This is a genomic window from Microbulbifer elongatus (assembly GCF_021165935.1).
In the GTDB taxonomy this organism is placed as follows: Bacteria; Pseudomonadota; Gammaproteobacteria; order Pseudomonadales; family Cellvibrionaceae; genus Microbulbifer; species Microbulbifer elongatus.
The window spans coordinates 4,040,157-4,053,027 of the sequence record NZ_CP088953.1; the positions used below are offsets into that span (position 1 = coordinate 4,040,157).

A 12,871-nucleotide genomic window follows, 5' to 3' on the forward strand; every position below is an offset into this window, starting at 1 on the left:
ATAGAAAGTATAAAGCGCCATATCACCATTCACCTACATCGTCATACTGGCTCCTCACCCACCAAACATCCAATCGTACATACTTCACTCTATCTAATGCTAAGGTTTCTGCTTTCCGCCCTATTAGGTATCGGCTATCCAATAGGTTCTGTAAACGCTGGTGCGAGCCACTATACTGAGCGAAGCCAATTCTCTGGCTGAGCTTCTGCTGCTTCTGAATAGCACCTGAAAAATTCAATTCCATAGATATCTCTAAACCCAAATTCTCCTTAGCTCAAAAAATCTATTGATCGACTAACTCCATTGCCAAACAGCGAAGCTAAGCGAACTTTTGCTCTCTCCCCTGTCGCCAGACTCCCCCTAAATACGAAACCCCCATCACACAATTAACACAACCACCATCAACCCATCACAATTAACGTCATAAAATCGTTACAGCCTAATTGACACACTGTTACACCATTGTTAGTGTTGCTCGTGCTATTGAACGGCCATGCAGTTTCGGTCACTCAAAATAACAAATAATTCAGGACGAGTAACAACCATGGAAAAAGCAATATCACGCCGCAATGTTCTTTCAAGCGCCATTATCGCGCTTACCACATCAGCAGCTCCACAAATGCTGTCTGCCGCCGAGGAAACCGCTAACACGATGGAGGAAGTTGCGGTTGTGGGCTCGCGGATTCAGCGCAATGCGGAGTTTGAGACCGCGACACCTATTCAGGTAATGGATCGCGATGCCATCGAAAAATCCGGCTACACCAACCTGCAACAGATGTTCGAGAAAAACCCGGCGGCCGGTAACGGCACCTTTTCGACCCGGGGAAATAACCAGGACTCCACCGCCAACGGGGCTGCGGCTGTCAGCCTGCGTGGTATGGGGGCGGATGCGACCCTGGTACTGGTCAATGGGAAACGGGTGGCGATCAGTGCCTTCGCCGAGAGCATCACCACCAACTTCGTCGACATCAACAGTATTCCCATAACCGCCGTTGAGCGGGTGGAAGTATTGAAAGATGGGGCTTCGGCGATTTACGGCTCCGATGCGGTGGCGGGAGTCGTGAACCTGGTGCTCCGCAAGGATTTTGAGGGGGCGGAGGTTTCCGCCGACTTTGGTGGCGCCGACGGTTATGACGAGCAGTCGGTGTCGGCGATTTGGGGTGTCAACGGTGACGACTCCAATCTGACGCTGATTTTTGATCACCGTTCCAATTCCACACTGGCCAGCGTGGAACGCCCCGGACTGGATACCGCAAACCAGGCACCGCGCGGTGGTATGGATTTTCTTTCGTCGCGGGGTTATCCGGGCCGCTTTATTGTGGATGGTGAGACCACCATTGATCCTGACTGTCCGGCAGACAGCGCTTTCGGTGCCACCTGTGTGTACGACTACGGCCCCTGGACACTGCTGACACCGGAGGCGGAACGCACCGGTGTGCTGATGCTCGGTCACGCGCAGTTGAGCGACAGTGTGGAGTTCTTCAGTGAAATTGCGGTGCAGCACAATACGTCCGTGGCCCAGGGGGCGCCGACGCCACTGGACGAAGACGCCGGCCTGACCGTACCGGTGACTCACCCGGACAATCCCTTTACCGGTGCCACCAGCGTGGATATCGGCCGCTACCGCACGGTGGATGCCGGTGCCCGACAGTGGGATATTGAAACCGACAATCTGCGCGGCGTATTCGGCCTGCGGGGCAGCTTCGCGGACTGGGACTGGGAGGCTTCAGTACAGCGTTCGCGCAGTGAATCCACCCAGACCGGTGACCGCACGCAAGGCTGGGTGCGCACCGACCTGTTACAGCAGGAAATCGATGCGGGCCGCTACAACCCCTTCGGCGGTGTGCAGAACCCGCAGTCGGTGATCAATGCCATCACGACCAGCCTGGTACGTCAGGGCAAGTCGGAACTGCGCGGTATGGACTTCACCATAAATGGCGAGCTGTTCGATACCCGCAACGGCGCCGTGGCCATGGCGGCAGGGATCGAGCGGCGCGAGGAAAGTGCTTCCGATATTCCCGATGACCAGTTCCAGCGCGGGCTGATTTTTGGCACAGAATCGGTTTCCGCGGCTGCCAGCCGAGATATCAACTCCGCATTTGTGGAGTTCGCTATTCCGCTGGCCGCCAGCCTGGATCTGACTCTGGCAGGCCGTTACGACGATTACAGTGATTTTGGCAGCACCACCAATCCGATGGCGAATCTGCTGTGGACCGCCAGTGAGCAGCTTTCTCTACGCGCCTCCTGGGGCACCGGGTTCCGTGCACCTTCTCTCGCGCAAATCGGCCTGGGCCCGTCGCAGGAGTCGCAGTTCTTCACCGACACCTACGGCTGCGCCATCAACGATGCCTACTGTGCGAGTACCGATTACAACATTGTGTTCTCCGGCAACCCGGACCTGGAAGCGGAGGAGTCCGAGTCCTTCAACCTGGGGGCGGTAGTGAAACCACTGGAAGGCATGCAGATGTCACTGGATATCTGGCGCATCACCCAGGAAGGCAAGATCGATGAGGTGCCGTTCGGTTACCTTTACAGCCAGTTCTGTAACGACCAGAACAGCAGCGTCTGCGTGCGCTCTGCCCCGCTACCTGGCGAGTCTCTCGGTTCGCTGCAATCCATCAACAGTGGCTTTATCAATATTGGCGAACAGAATGTTTCCGGTATTGACCTGAGCATGGTGTATTCCGCGCTGACCGTGGCCGGTGGTGATCTGGGTCTGCGCCTAGATTACTCCTATCTGACGGAGTTCGAGCGGGTGGAGCTCAACTCTGCCGGCGATGCGTTTATCAACCGCGATCTGGCCGGAGAATACGAGTACCCGGAGCACCGCTGGGCGGCCTCTGCGGACTGGGCGCGGGATACATTCGCGTTTACCCTGGGCCTGAATTATGTAGGCGAGTTTGAGGACACACCCGACATCGATTTCGATGGCACTCTGGACTACGACACCAACAGGTCGCGCATGGTGGATGCGTTTATGACGGTCAATCTTCAGGCCCGCTACACCGGATTTGAAGACATGATTCTGAGCCTGGGCGCTGACAACGCTTTTGATGAAGAACCACCCTTTGCCATTGGCGACGGCGACTCGGACCTATACGGCTATGTATCCAGCCAGCACGATCCTCGCGGACGTTTTATTTATGGCAAAGTGACTTATAACTTCTGATCCAACCTATCGGACAGTCACCGACTTTCAGACCCACCGGGGAGAGCCATGCGCTCTCCCCTTTTTTTAGGAGCCGGTTGCCGGGCTATTCCGACAACAGCGCCTCCAACTGCGCATGACACTCACCACGCGCGGGCTGGTAGCAGCCCCGTGTCGCCAGATAGTGCTGATTGAATACCCGGAAATAATTCTGCAGGGCTGACGCCGCGCGTTCCTGCTGCATCAGCAGCAAGCAACTGATGGCTGCTTCCGCGGTGGAGAAGCGGTGATCTCTGCCCGAGTCGCGCACCGCATAAGATCGCACCAGTGATTCCGGCAGACTCAGGCAGGGAACCGGATCCAGCCAGCGACTTAACCCGATCATACGGCTGCACTGCTTCCAGGTGCCATCCAGCAGGATCAATGTGGTTTTCTTTTTGCTTCGCGGAATTTCCCGCACCACCGGGCGCGAGCCGTTCTCGGTACCATCGGCGGGAAATACTATGAAACAGTTGCGCGCGGGATCCTGCAGAATATCCGCAAGTTCCCCCGGGGCTTCCAGCCGGTTCCACAGGAAAACCGGCGTGCCCGCAAAGGCATCCACAATCAGGCGGCCGGTATTGGTGGGTTTGAACAGTTCTTTGCGGTGCATCAACAGTACAAAATCCACCGCACTCTCTGCCCGGGGGCGCCAGGCACACATACAGGCAAACTCCCCCATCTGGCAGTCGGAACAGCGTTTGACACTTTTCCCTTTGGCCAGGAACGGTCTGGTGGATTTGGCCAGCTCACGATCCCGCAGGCGGGTATAGGCAGTGGAATACTTGGCAGTCATTGATCGGTAGTACCGCAAAACATCTGGCGAGATTTTACACCTGGCCACCAAATATGTCGTGACCATCCACTGCCTCCGGTCATCATCTCCCCGGCAACTTTTGCTCCCCATGCTACTTTTACAGGTGCCCTTTGGCATTCCCCCGGCAGTAGATATTTCAATAGATGCCGCGCCATATACAGCTGTTACAAGAAACCCTGGCCAATAACGCATAAGCAGGGCCAACCGGTGTTACATGGAGTTAACAATGAAAAGTCTCAGGCTGGCCGCTTGCATAACATTATTGTTCCCGCTTTTGGCGCACGCGCAGATTCCTGTTTCTGATGTCGATCTCAAACGCTTTTACGCACGGGTGGGTGCCAGTTTTATCTACCCGGATGACAACAATACGTCGCTGAAATACCACATCTTTCAGGACTGGAACCTTTACCGCACAGAGTGGGATATTGACGATGATGTAGGCTGGAATATTTCCGGTGTATGGCGTCCGCTACCCTATTTCGGCGTAGAGCTGATGTACGCGGACGGCGCGGATTTTTCGCTGAGCCTGGATCACCTCAAGGGACGGCCGGGGCACGAACGTATCGATTTCGGGCGCTTCAGCGCGTCCTCCGCCAACCTGTTTGTCAACTGGTACATGATGGATCTGGACTGCCTGGGCCAGCCCTATCTGGGCATAGGTGTCAATTACTCGGACTTCTACGACGACGACCTCTACCCGGAATTTCAGAATTTTCTGATCAATAGCGGCATCGCCACCGGGCCCAGCGACTTCGGCATGCGCCACAGCTGGGGCGCCAGTGCCCAGCTGGGAATCGACTGGCGCCTGGGCCGTGGCGTGGCGCGTTCCTGGCTGATCAATGCGGCGGTGATCTATACCGACGCCAACACCGATACCATCGTCACCTACACGACGGACCCGGGTTACCAGCGGCTCTACTCGGATTTTGAGGTCAATCCATGGACTCTGAATCTGGGCATCACCTATGAATTCTAAAAAGCAGGCGCTGCTCACAGTCGCCCTGCTACCGGCCGCTATCGCCTGTATCCTCATTCCCCCCGCCGCGCGCGCAGAGTGCACCCCCGGAAATATCGGTACGGAGGGGCCGGACCAGATCCTGTGCGACGTGAATAACGATCCAGCAGGTGCGGATGTCAGTACCCTGGGCGGAAATGATTTCGTCGATATCGATACCGTTACCCTGGGGACCGTGGATACGGGTACAGGGAACGATACGGTAGAGATCCTCGACGGGGTGATCGAGACCAATCTTGCAACAGGAGACGGCAACGATACCGTGATCGTGGAGGGTCGCGACTCAGAGATTGGCAACTACTTTTCCGGCGGGATCCACACTGGCGCGGGCAGAGATTATGTGGAGATTCTCGATGGCGTGGCGTTCGAAGTTCTCACCGGCGACGGTGACGACACCCTGATACTGGACGAAGGATTTATATTCCACCACGCCAATATGGGCGCGGGGGATGATCACTTTTATTACGACGAAGGTGTGATCGAACATTTTATCGGGGGCGACGGCTCCGATACCCTCCGCGTGGATTCCTTCGCCTACGATGCGACCACCCTGTTCGATGGCGGCGATGACCTGACCGCCGACGATGGGTACATCGACAGTATCAAATTTGTGCTCGATCACGATCTGGACGGGCGACTGCTGCAGAACTGGGAGCAGGTGATCGTCAACGGCAGCTCGAAGATCGATTTCTTTGGCACCCTCGCGGTCGGCGGAGGCACCGCGGCCGATGGCGAACGCCTGGGGCTGACCATCCGCCGGGGAGGCGTGGTCGAATTTATTCCCAAAGCGTTTACCATCCAGGGCGACGTCGTCAATGCCGGCACCCTGTGGATGAACGACGGGCGCTTTAACCAGCTGGACCTCGCCCCGCACGACGACGGCCGCTTCGGTAATTACACCGGCTACGATGGTCGGCTGTGGATGGATACCACCCTCGCTGGTGACGACAGCCCCACCGACCTGCTGAACGTGGCGGGCGATACCGCCGGCCACACCTTCGTGCGCATCTACAATTTCGGCGGCGATGGTGCCATGACAACCGGCGACGGCATCAGGATTATCGATGTTGCCGGCCACTCCGCACCGGACGCGTTTACCCTGGACGGCGAGTACATCGGTTACGACGGCCAGCCGGTTACCGTGGGTGGAGCCTACGGCTATACCCTGCACTACGGCGGTCAAACCGAGCCGGATGATGGCGACTGGCATCTGCGCTCCACCCTGCCGGATCCGTTTACCAGCAGTGACCAGCTGGTGCCACGCTGGCAGCCGGGGGCCGTGCTGTACGAAACCTACGCACAGGCCATTCGCCGCATGAACCAGCCCACCACGCTGCGCAAGCGCGTGGGCAACCGCTTTTGGGCAGGCACCAACTTCAAAGACCGCGGTCTGTGCTGCTACGGCGATGCGGTTGAGCGCACCATTGATGGCGGCGGACTGTGGATGCGGGTCAATGCGTTTTACAACGATAATGCGCCCGAAGAATCCACAGCCAATGCGCAGTGGCAACAGGATTACGGGCAGGTACAGATCGGCTCCGACTTCTCTTTCGATCCCTCGGTCTACCGCGGGCGGCTGATGCTTGGCATTTTCGCCCAGTACGGTTACGGCAGCACCGAACTGGACAGCTTTTTTGGCCAGGGAGATATCGACACCTACAACTGGGGTATCGGTAGCACCCTGACCTGGTACGGCAGCCAGAGCAGCTATGTGGATCTGCAGGCGCAGTTCAACTGGTTTGATTCCGATCTCTATTCCAGAGAGCTGTGGTATCTGGGTACCGGCAATGACGCACGCGGTTTCAACTTTTCCGTGGAGGGAGGACACAGCTTCAAACTCTGCGATTTCTACTCCCTGACACCGCAAGTACAGTTGGCGTATACCGCAGAGGATATCGACGATAACCACGACCCCTACGGGGTGCGCCTTGAAGATACGGAAAACCAGGGCGGGTTCGCCCGTTTCGGACTGGCGTTCGAGCAGCGGGTAAGCCAGCGTATCAACCGCAATATGTATGGCAACCTGTTGCTGGAGCGCATCGGCCTCTACGCGATCGCCAATACCTATTACTACTTTGATGATAAAACGGAAGTGAAAGTCTCCGGCACCTCGCTGTACCAGGCGCGGGACGAATGGTGGGCGCAACTGGGGCTGGGGTTTACCTACGATCAGTGTGGTGACCGTTGCTCGGTTTACGGTGAGGTGGACTATGCCAGCAGTGTGGAAAACTTTGGCGATAGTGACAGTGTGCAGCTGACCCTTGGCTTCCGCTTCAAGTGGTAGTACCGGCTTCGCGCCCGTGTTTCCGGTGGCGGCCTAATTCCCTATACTCCCGCCATGAGCAGCCCATCCGCCACTGCAGGCTCCGACCCCCTCGCCACCGTGACACCCAATCACTGGAGCAATCTCCTGTGGGCGCTGGAGGCACCGGATATCGCGCCTGATTTCCCCCTGCCCTGGCTGCCGGTACACCGCCACCGGGCGCTCACCGAGTTCTTTTCCCGTCCTGATGTCCATTCACAACTGGCGCCCGCCCTGCTCGCGCATCTCGAGCGGTTGCGCCACCATCGGCTGGGTATCTATTTCGAGAGCCTGTGGGCATTCGCCTTTACTCATCACCCGGACTATGAACTTCTGGCCCATAACTTTCCCATTCGCGACCAGGGCAAGACCCTCGGCGAGCTGGATTTTGTTGTCCGCCATAACCCAGACAATACATATGAACACTGGGAAATAGCACTGAAGTTTTATCTGCAGGTGGGAGATTACTGGGTGGGGCCGGGGCTGCGGGACCGGCTGGATATCAAGCTCGCACGTATGCGCAATCACCAGCTGCCCATTGCCCGCAGCGCCATTGCCACAGACACCCTGCAGGCGTCGGGTCTCACCATAGACCGTCAATGGGCACGGATGCCGGGGAGACTCTTCTCCCCTCTGGCGGGGCCAGACCTCCCCCAGCCCGGGGCACTCTGGTGGACCGACCTGGCTGGTTTTGACGCCCACCTGTCCGCCCACCAGAACAACTGGAGGCAGCTACCCAAAACCGGCTGGCTGGCCCCCATCCAGCCCGATTCCTCACCACCGGCCTTCCCGGTTGCACACGCCCATCTTGCCCGGGGGCCCATCTGTGTGGCCGCCCACGACGGCCAGAGCGAGGTCAGCCGAGGCTTTCTGGTCCCCTCGGACTGGCTCTCCCGCGCCCGGAACACCGTCCATCAGAATTAACCATCCCTTGACACAGATCAAAACAAGTTTACAATTTTCAGAAATTTCTGAAAGTTAAGAAGAAACCAAAACTAATGAAGCTTTCCAGTCAGGCCCAGGCCTTCGTGCTGCACTTCGGTGAAATGGGTAGCCGTTGGGGATTCAACCGCACCGTGGGGCAGATGTTTGCCCTGCTCACCATTCACAGCGAACCGGTGAACGCAGACCAGCTGGCCGAGGCACTGAAGATCAGCCGCGGCAATGTGAGCATGGGGCTGAAGGAGCTGCAGGCCTGGCGGCTGATCGAGTTGCACCATCAGCCGGGGGACCGCAAGGATTACTTTACCGCGGCCGGCTCCATCTGGGATCTGGCGCGCACCGTATTTGAAGAGCGGCGCAAACGGGAGCTGGACCCGACACTCACCCTGCTTCGTCAACTGCTGCTGACAGAACCAGGGGATGCTCAGGAAGCCGAGGCGCAGAAAAAAATCCAGGAGGTGTACAGCCTGCTGGAAATGCTCGACCAGTTTGCCAATACCCTGAGCAAACTCGATGAAAAAGACCTGCTCAAACTGATGAAGCTGGGCTCGGGACTCAGCAAGCTGCTGGATCTGAAGTCCAAAGCAACTGGCGCCGGGAGCAAGGCCGGGGCGAAAAAAGTCCCGACACGTAAATAGCCTTCTCCCTTCGTCCTTTCACACCGACTGCAACATCACCCCCGGTCTCGCGGCATCGGGACAAAGCCTGCCGCGCCCAGTTTACGTTGCGGCCACTCCGGCCGCGGCGGTTATAAAGAGGTGCCCATGCTGGATACTCTGATTCTTTCGCGCATACAGTTCGCTGCCAACATCAGCTTTCATATTCTCTTTCCCACCATCACCATTGCGCTCTGCTGGATTCTGTTCTTTTTCAAACTGCGCTTTGATCTTACCGACAACCCGGTGTGGATGCGGGCCTACCGCTTCTGGGTAAAAATATTCGCACTGACGTTTGCCCTCGGCGTGGTAAGCGGTATCACAATGTCATTCCAGTTCGGCACCAACTGGCCGGGCTATATGGAAACCGTGGGCAATATTGCCGGGCCCTTGCTGGGCTATGAAGTGTTGACAGCGTTTTTCCTGGAGGCCACCTTTCTCGGCATTATGCTGTTCGGCATCAAGCGGGTACCCAGCAAGATACACACCTTCTCCGCATTGATGGTGGCCATCGGCACCACACTTTCTGCCTTCTGGATCCTCGCACTCAACTCCTGGATGCAGACCCCGGCGGGCTATGAAATCCGCGATGGTGTTGTGCATGCCACCAGCTGGCTGGAAGTGATTTTCAACCCCTCCTTCCCCTACCGTCTGGCACATATGCTGCTGGCCTCCGGCCTTACCGCCGCCTTTTTTGTGTGTGGCCTTTCCGCCTACCGGATTCTGAAGGGCGATGAAAAACAGGCACCGCGGCTGGCCCTCAAAACCGGGCTCATCCTGGCGGCAATACTCGCTCCGTTACAGGCCTTTGTGGGCGACCTGCACGGATTGAACACCTTTGAACACCAGCCACAGAAAGTCGCGGCCATGGAAGGGGTATGGGAAACCGAGCGCGGTGCGCCGCTGTTGCTGTTTGCCGTGCCCAATGAAGAAACCCGCAGCAACGACTTTGCCGTGGGTATTCCCAATCTCGCCAGCCTGATCCTCACCCATGAACCTGACGGTGAAATTCGCGGGCTCAACGAATTTGAAGGCGATCACCCACCGGTAAAGCCGCTGTTTTTTGGCTTCCGTATTATGGTGGGCATGGGCCTATTAATGCTGGCAACCGCCTGGACCGGCTGTTACCTGCTGCGCCGTAAACAGCAGCTACCACCGGTGTTTCTGAAACTGCTGGTGGCCATGACCTTCTCCGGCTGGGTTGCCACTCTCGCGGGCTGGTACGTCACCGAGGTGGGACGGCAACCCTGGCTGGTGACTGGAATTTTGAAGACTGCAGATGCAGTCACTCCGGTAGCGCCGGCCAATGTGGGGCTTTCCCTTGCGCTTTATCTGATTGTGTATGTGATTTTGATGTGGGCCTATATCCATACCCTGAAACGTATGGCGCTGAAGTCAGTCACCGTGGAGGAATTTGAAACTGCGGAACCGGTAGCGGACGGTAGCCTGACCAATCTTCCCCATTCGCACGCACACACTGAAACTTGTGGAGGTACAGCATGAACGAGATGGTCAACCACAGCGGCGACTGGTTACCGGTGGTTTTTATCGGATTGATGGGTGTGGCGGTGCTGGCCTACGCAATCCTCGATGGCTACGACCTGGGCGTGGGCATTCTGCTACCCATGGGCGAAGATGACGAACTGCAGCGGGATACCATGATCGCCTCCATCGGCCCTTTCTGGGATGCCAACGAGACCTGGCTGGTGCTGGCCATCGGACTGTTGCTGATTGCCTTCCCCGCAGCCCACAGTCTGATTCTGATGCACCTGTATATTCCCGTGGCGATTATGCTGATCGGCCTGATCATGCGCGGGGTGGCCTTCGACTTCCGCGCCAAGGCGGCGGTGGACCACAAGCTGGCCTGGGACCGCACCTTTAAAGTCGGCTCTCTGCTGACCACTCTCACCCAGGGTTACATGCTCGGCCAATATGTCATGGGCTTCGATCAGAGCCTGCCTTCACTGCTGTTCTGCGCGGTGTCTGCACTCGGTGTCACTGCGGCCTACAGCTATATTGGCGCGGCTTGGCTGGTGTTGAAAACCGAAGAGAAGTTGCAGACGCGGGCGGTGCGCTGGACACAACGCGCGGGGCGGGCATCCCTGGTGGGCGTGATTGCGGTGTGCGCAATCAACCCACTGGTAAACCCGGGCGTGTTCGATCGCTGGTTTACCTTCCCACTGGTGATGTTTGTGCTGCTGATTCCGGCGCTGTGTTTTCTGGGATTTGTATTTAACGATATTCTGCTGGCGCGACTGCCCAAGGCCGATGATCGCCACAGCGCCGTGCCCTTCGCCATTGTGGTGGGGATTTTCACCCTGTGTTTCAGCGGGATTGGATTCAGCTTTTTTCCGGAAATCGTTCCCGGGCAGATGAATATCTGGGAGGCCGCCAGTGCACGGGAATCCCTGCAGTTTATTCTGGTGGGAGCCGTAATCGTGATTCCAGTGATACTTCTGTACACGGCGTTTTCTTACCGGGTGTTTCGCGGGAAAGCGACCGATTTGCACTACCATTGAAGGTCGTTGGTTTCGCAGATACGAAAAAGCCCTGATTTTTCAGGGCTTTTTCAGCTCGCCTGCGGGCAGGCTCCCGCAGGAAAGGTGCTTTCCCGGTAGGAAGCTACTGCTTCCACTTGCGGTATTCTTTCAACGCCTTGTAGGGGCGCTCGCTGTACCAGGCGTAGCCCTCACGACGCTCGGCGGATATTTTCTTAATCTCGAACTGGATACTGCCATCGCGGTCGCCGAAAACCGGGCGACTACTGTCGATATCGTAAAAGCGCCCCCACAGCGGATCGGCGTTTTCATCCGGCATCAGTGCCGGCAACACTTCGCCACGTCGGTAACGCAGGCCGTCGATCCGGTGCTTCTCGAACCAGCCAGCCGCGCTGTCGATCGCGTCGCGCACCGGCGGTGACGGATTCTCGATCGTCATCAGAAACAGCATCAGATCCGCACTTTCACTGGTGGCCAGAGCAACCGGCTCAAAGGCGCGCGCGGACGTGGGCTCCAGGGTAAGCGGGTGGTGCTGGGCACCCCAGATAGTGGGCTCACCGTTCACTTTTACTTGCGTCGCTACCAGCATATCCAGAGCGCGGCGCAGACTGTCTCGGGCCCAGGCTTTCAGGTGTTCCGGTAAAAACGCGAAACGGGCACCCCCCTGCGCCACCACACCGATTATTTCCAGCAGGTTGGCAATGGCATCGTCATTGAACGTAATGTCATCGTGGTAACCACCACGCAGTGGAAACGTTTGCGGCCATCCCCCATTGGGGTACTGGGCCAGAAGAATGTAGCGCAGAGCACGACTGGCAGAATCGCAATAGCGCGCCTCTCCGGTGGTATTGCACGCATTCACCATCACCCAGAACTGCACACTGGTCGCGTTGTTATCAAATGTGGGGATATACTTTTTTTCGGTGCCGTAGTACTGACCCGGCTCGCGGGGAATGCGCATATCGGTGCGCTTGGACCAGCCACCGGAAGGCGTCTGGTAACTGAGCAGGCTGTCGGCCAGCGCCCGGCCTTCGTCGCTGGCGATATAGTCGCGATCGTGCCGCGCTTTTTTGACGTCGAAACCAAACAGCTTGGCTTTGGTGGGCTTGGTACTCTTTTTGATACCTGCCGCCTTGCGCTCAGCGGCCAGAGCCTTCTGATCCAGTTCGGAAAAGAAACGGGAGAGCGCACGATAGTCTTCCATATTGCGGGCGGGCTGATACGCATCTGCATTTTCCGCTTCCGGACTGCACCCACCGGAGAACAACAACACAAGACTGAGGGAAAACAGACGGGCGGCGCCGATCCATCGTGCAGGCGGTACTGGTCGCAAGGTCATAGTCGGACTCGCTATCGATCCTGTCAGGCAGGATTTCATTATTTGGTAAGGCCAAATAATGTTAGCAAAAGCACCGCAAGGAGGGAACAGGCACAAAAAAGCCGGGGCTGGCCCG

Annotated in this window: 9 protein-coding genes; 7 read left to right on the plus strand and 2 right to left on the minus strand. The window is 57.4% G+C overall.

What is annotated here, in order from left to right; translation table 11 throughout:
• Window positions 1-544: 544 nt before the first annotated feature.
• Window positions 545-3,169: a TonB-dependent receptor gene (locus LRR79_RS16635; protein ID WP_231758274.1), complete on the plus strand. Its 2,625-nt coding sequence runs from the start codon at window positions 545-547 to the stop codon at window positions 3,167-3,169.
• Between the two features lie 85 nt (window positions 3,170-3,254).
• On the opposite strand, the gene LRR79_RS16640 is transcribed toward LRR79_RS16635, so the two are convergent.
• Window positions 3,255-3,983, minus strand: coding sequence for a tRNA-uridine aminocarboxypropyltransferase (locus LRR79_RS16640; RefSeq protein WP_231758275.1), 729 nt, complete (start codon window positions 3,981-3,983; stop codon window positions 3,255-3,257).
• A 247-nt stretch (window positions 3,984-4,230) separates the two neighbouring features.
• Between LRR79_RS16640 and LRR79_RS16645 the strand changes: the two genes are divergently transcribed.
• The 6 genes from LRR79_RS16645 (at window position 4,231) to LRR79_RS16670 (ending at window position 11,438) form a co-directional block, all read left to right on the plus strand.
• Window positions 4,231-4,980 carry an OmpW/AlkL family protein gene (locus LRR79_RS16645; RefSeq protein WP_231758276.1) on the plus strand — a complete coding sequence of 250 codons (750 nt, stop codon included), beginning with the start codon at window positions 4,231-4,233 and terminating at the stop codon, window positions 4,978-4,980.
• Window positions 4,970-7,303 carry an autotransporter family protein gene (locus tag LRR79_RS16650; RefSeq protein ID WP_231758277.1) on the plus strand — a complete coding sequence of 778 codons (2,334 nt, stop codon included), beginning with the start codon at window positions 4,970-4,972 and terminating at the stop codon, window positions 7,301-7,303. The genes LRR79_RS16645 and LRR79_RS16650 overlap by 11 nt, the downstream gene beginning before the upstream one ends.
• Before the next feature lie 54 nt (window positions 7,304-7,357).
• Entirely contained in the window at window positions 7,358-8,245 is an 888-nt protein-coding gene (locus tag LRR79_RS16655) for a DUF1853 family protein (protein WP_231758278.1), read from the plus strand.
• A gap of 74 nt (window positions 8,246-8,319) precedes the next feature.
• On the plus strand, window positions 8,320-8,901 hold the full coding sequence (locus tag LRR79_RS16660; RefSeq protein ID WP_231758279.1) for a GbsR/MarR family transcriptional regulator: 582 nt from the start codon (window positions 8,320-8,322) through the stop codon (window positions 8,899-8,901).
• 126 nt (window positions 8,902-9,027) lie between these two features.
• Window positions 9,028-10,422: a cytochrome ubiquinol oxidase subunit I gene (locus LRR79_RS16665; RefSeq protein ID WP_231758280.1), complete on the plus strand. Its 1,395-nt coding sequence runs from the start codon at window positions 9,028-9,030 to the stop codon at window positions 10,420-10,422.
• Window positions 10,419-11,438 (plus strand): cytochrome d ubiquinol oxidase subunit II, encoded by a 1,020-nt coding sequence (locus LRR79_RS16670; RefSeq protein WP_231758281.1) that lies wholly within the window; start codon window positions 10,419-10,421, stop codon window positions 11,436-11,438. Before LRR79_RS16665 ends, LRR79_RS16670 begins: the two co-directional genes overlap by 4 nt.
• A gap of 103 nt (window positions 11,439-11,541) precedes the next feature.
• On the opposite strand, the gene pelA is transcribed toward LRR79_RS16670, so the two are convergent.
• On the minus strand, window positions 11,542-12,756 hold the full coding sequence (gene pelA / locus LRR79_RS16675; protein WP_231758282.1) for a pectate lyase: 1,215 nt from the start codon (window positions 12,754-12,756) through the stop codon (window positions 11,542-11,544).
• Between the last annotated feature and the right edge of the window lie 115 nt (window positions 12,757-12,871).

Excerpts from the sequence above, each read along its gene's own strand:
- LRR79_RS16660 (WP_231758279.1), top strand. The coding sequence starts at position 8,320 with ATGAAGCTTTCCAGTCAGGCCCAGGCCTTCGTGCTGCACTTCGGTGAA.
- LRR79_RS16650 (WP_231758277.1), top strand. The coding sequence starts at position 4,970 with ATGAATTCTAAAAAGCAGGCGCTGCTCACAGTCGCCCTGCTACCGGCC.
- LRR79_RS16655 (WP_231758278.1), top strand. The coding sequence starts at position 7,358 with ATGAGCAGCCCATCCGCCACTGCAGGCTCCGACCCCCTCGCCACCGTG.
- LRR79_RS16640 (WP_231758275.1), bottom strand. The coding sequence starts at position 3,983 with ATGACTGCCAAGTATTCCACTGCCTATACCCGCCTGCGGGATCGTGAG.
- LRR79_RS16670 (WP_231758281.1), top strand. The coding sequence starts at position 10,419 with ATGAACGAGATGGTCAACCACAGCGGCGACTGGTTACCGGTGGTTTTT.
- pelA (WP_231758282.1), bottom strand. The coding sequence starts at position 12,756 with ATGACCTTGCGACCAGTACCGCCTGCACGATGGATCGGCGCCGCCCGT.
- LRR79_RS16645 (WP_231758276.1), top strand. The coding sequence starts at position 4,231 with ATGAAAAGTCTCAGGCTGGCCGCTTGCATAACATTATTGTTCCCGCTT.
- LRR79_RS16635 (WP_231758274.1), top strand. The coding sequence starts at position 545 with ATGGAAAAAGCAATATCACGCCGCAATGTTCTTTCAAGCGCCATTATC.
- LRR79_RS16665 (WP_231758280.1), top strand. The coding sequence starts at position 9,028 with ATGCTGGATACTCTGATTCTTTCGCGCATACAGTTCGCTGCCAACATC.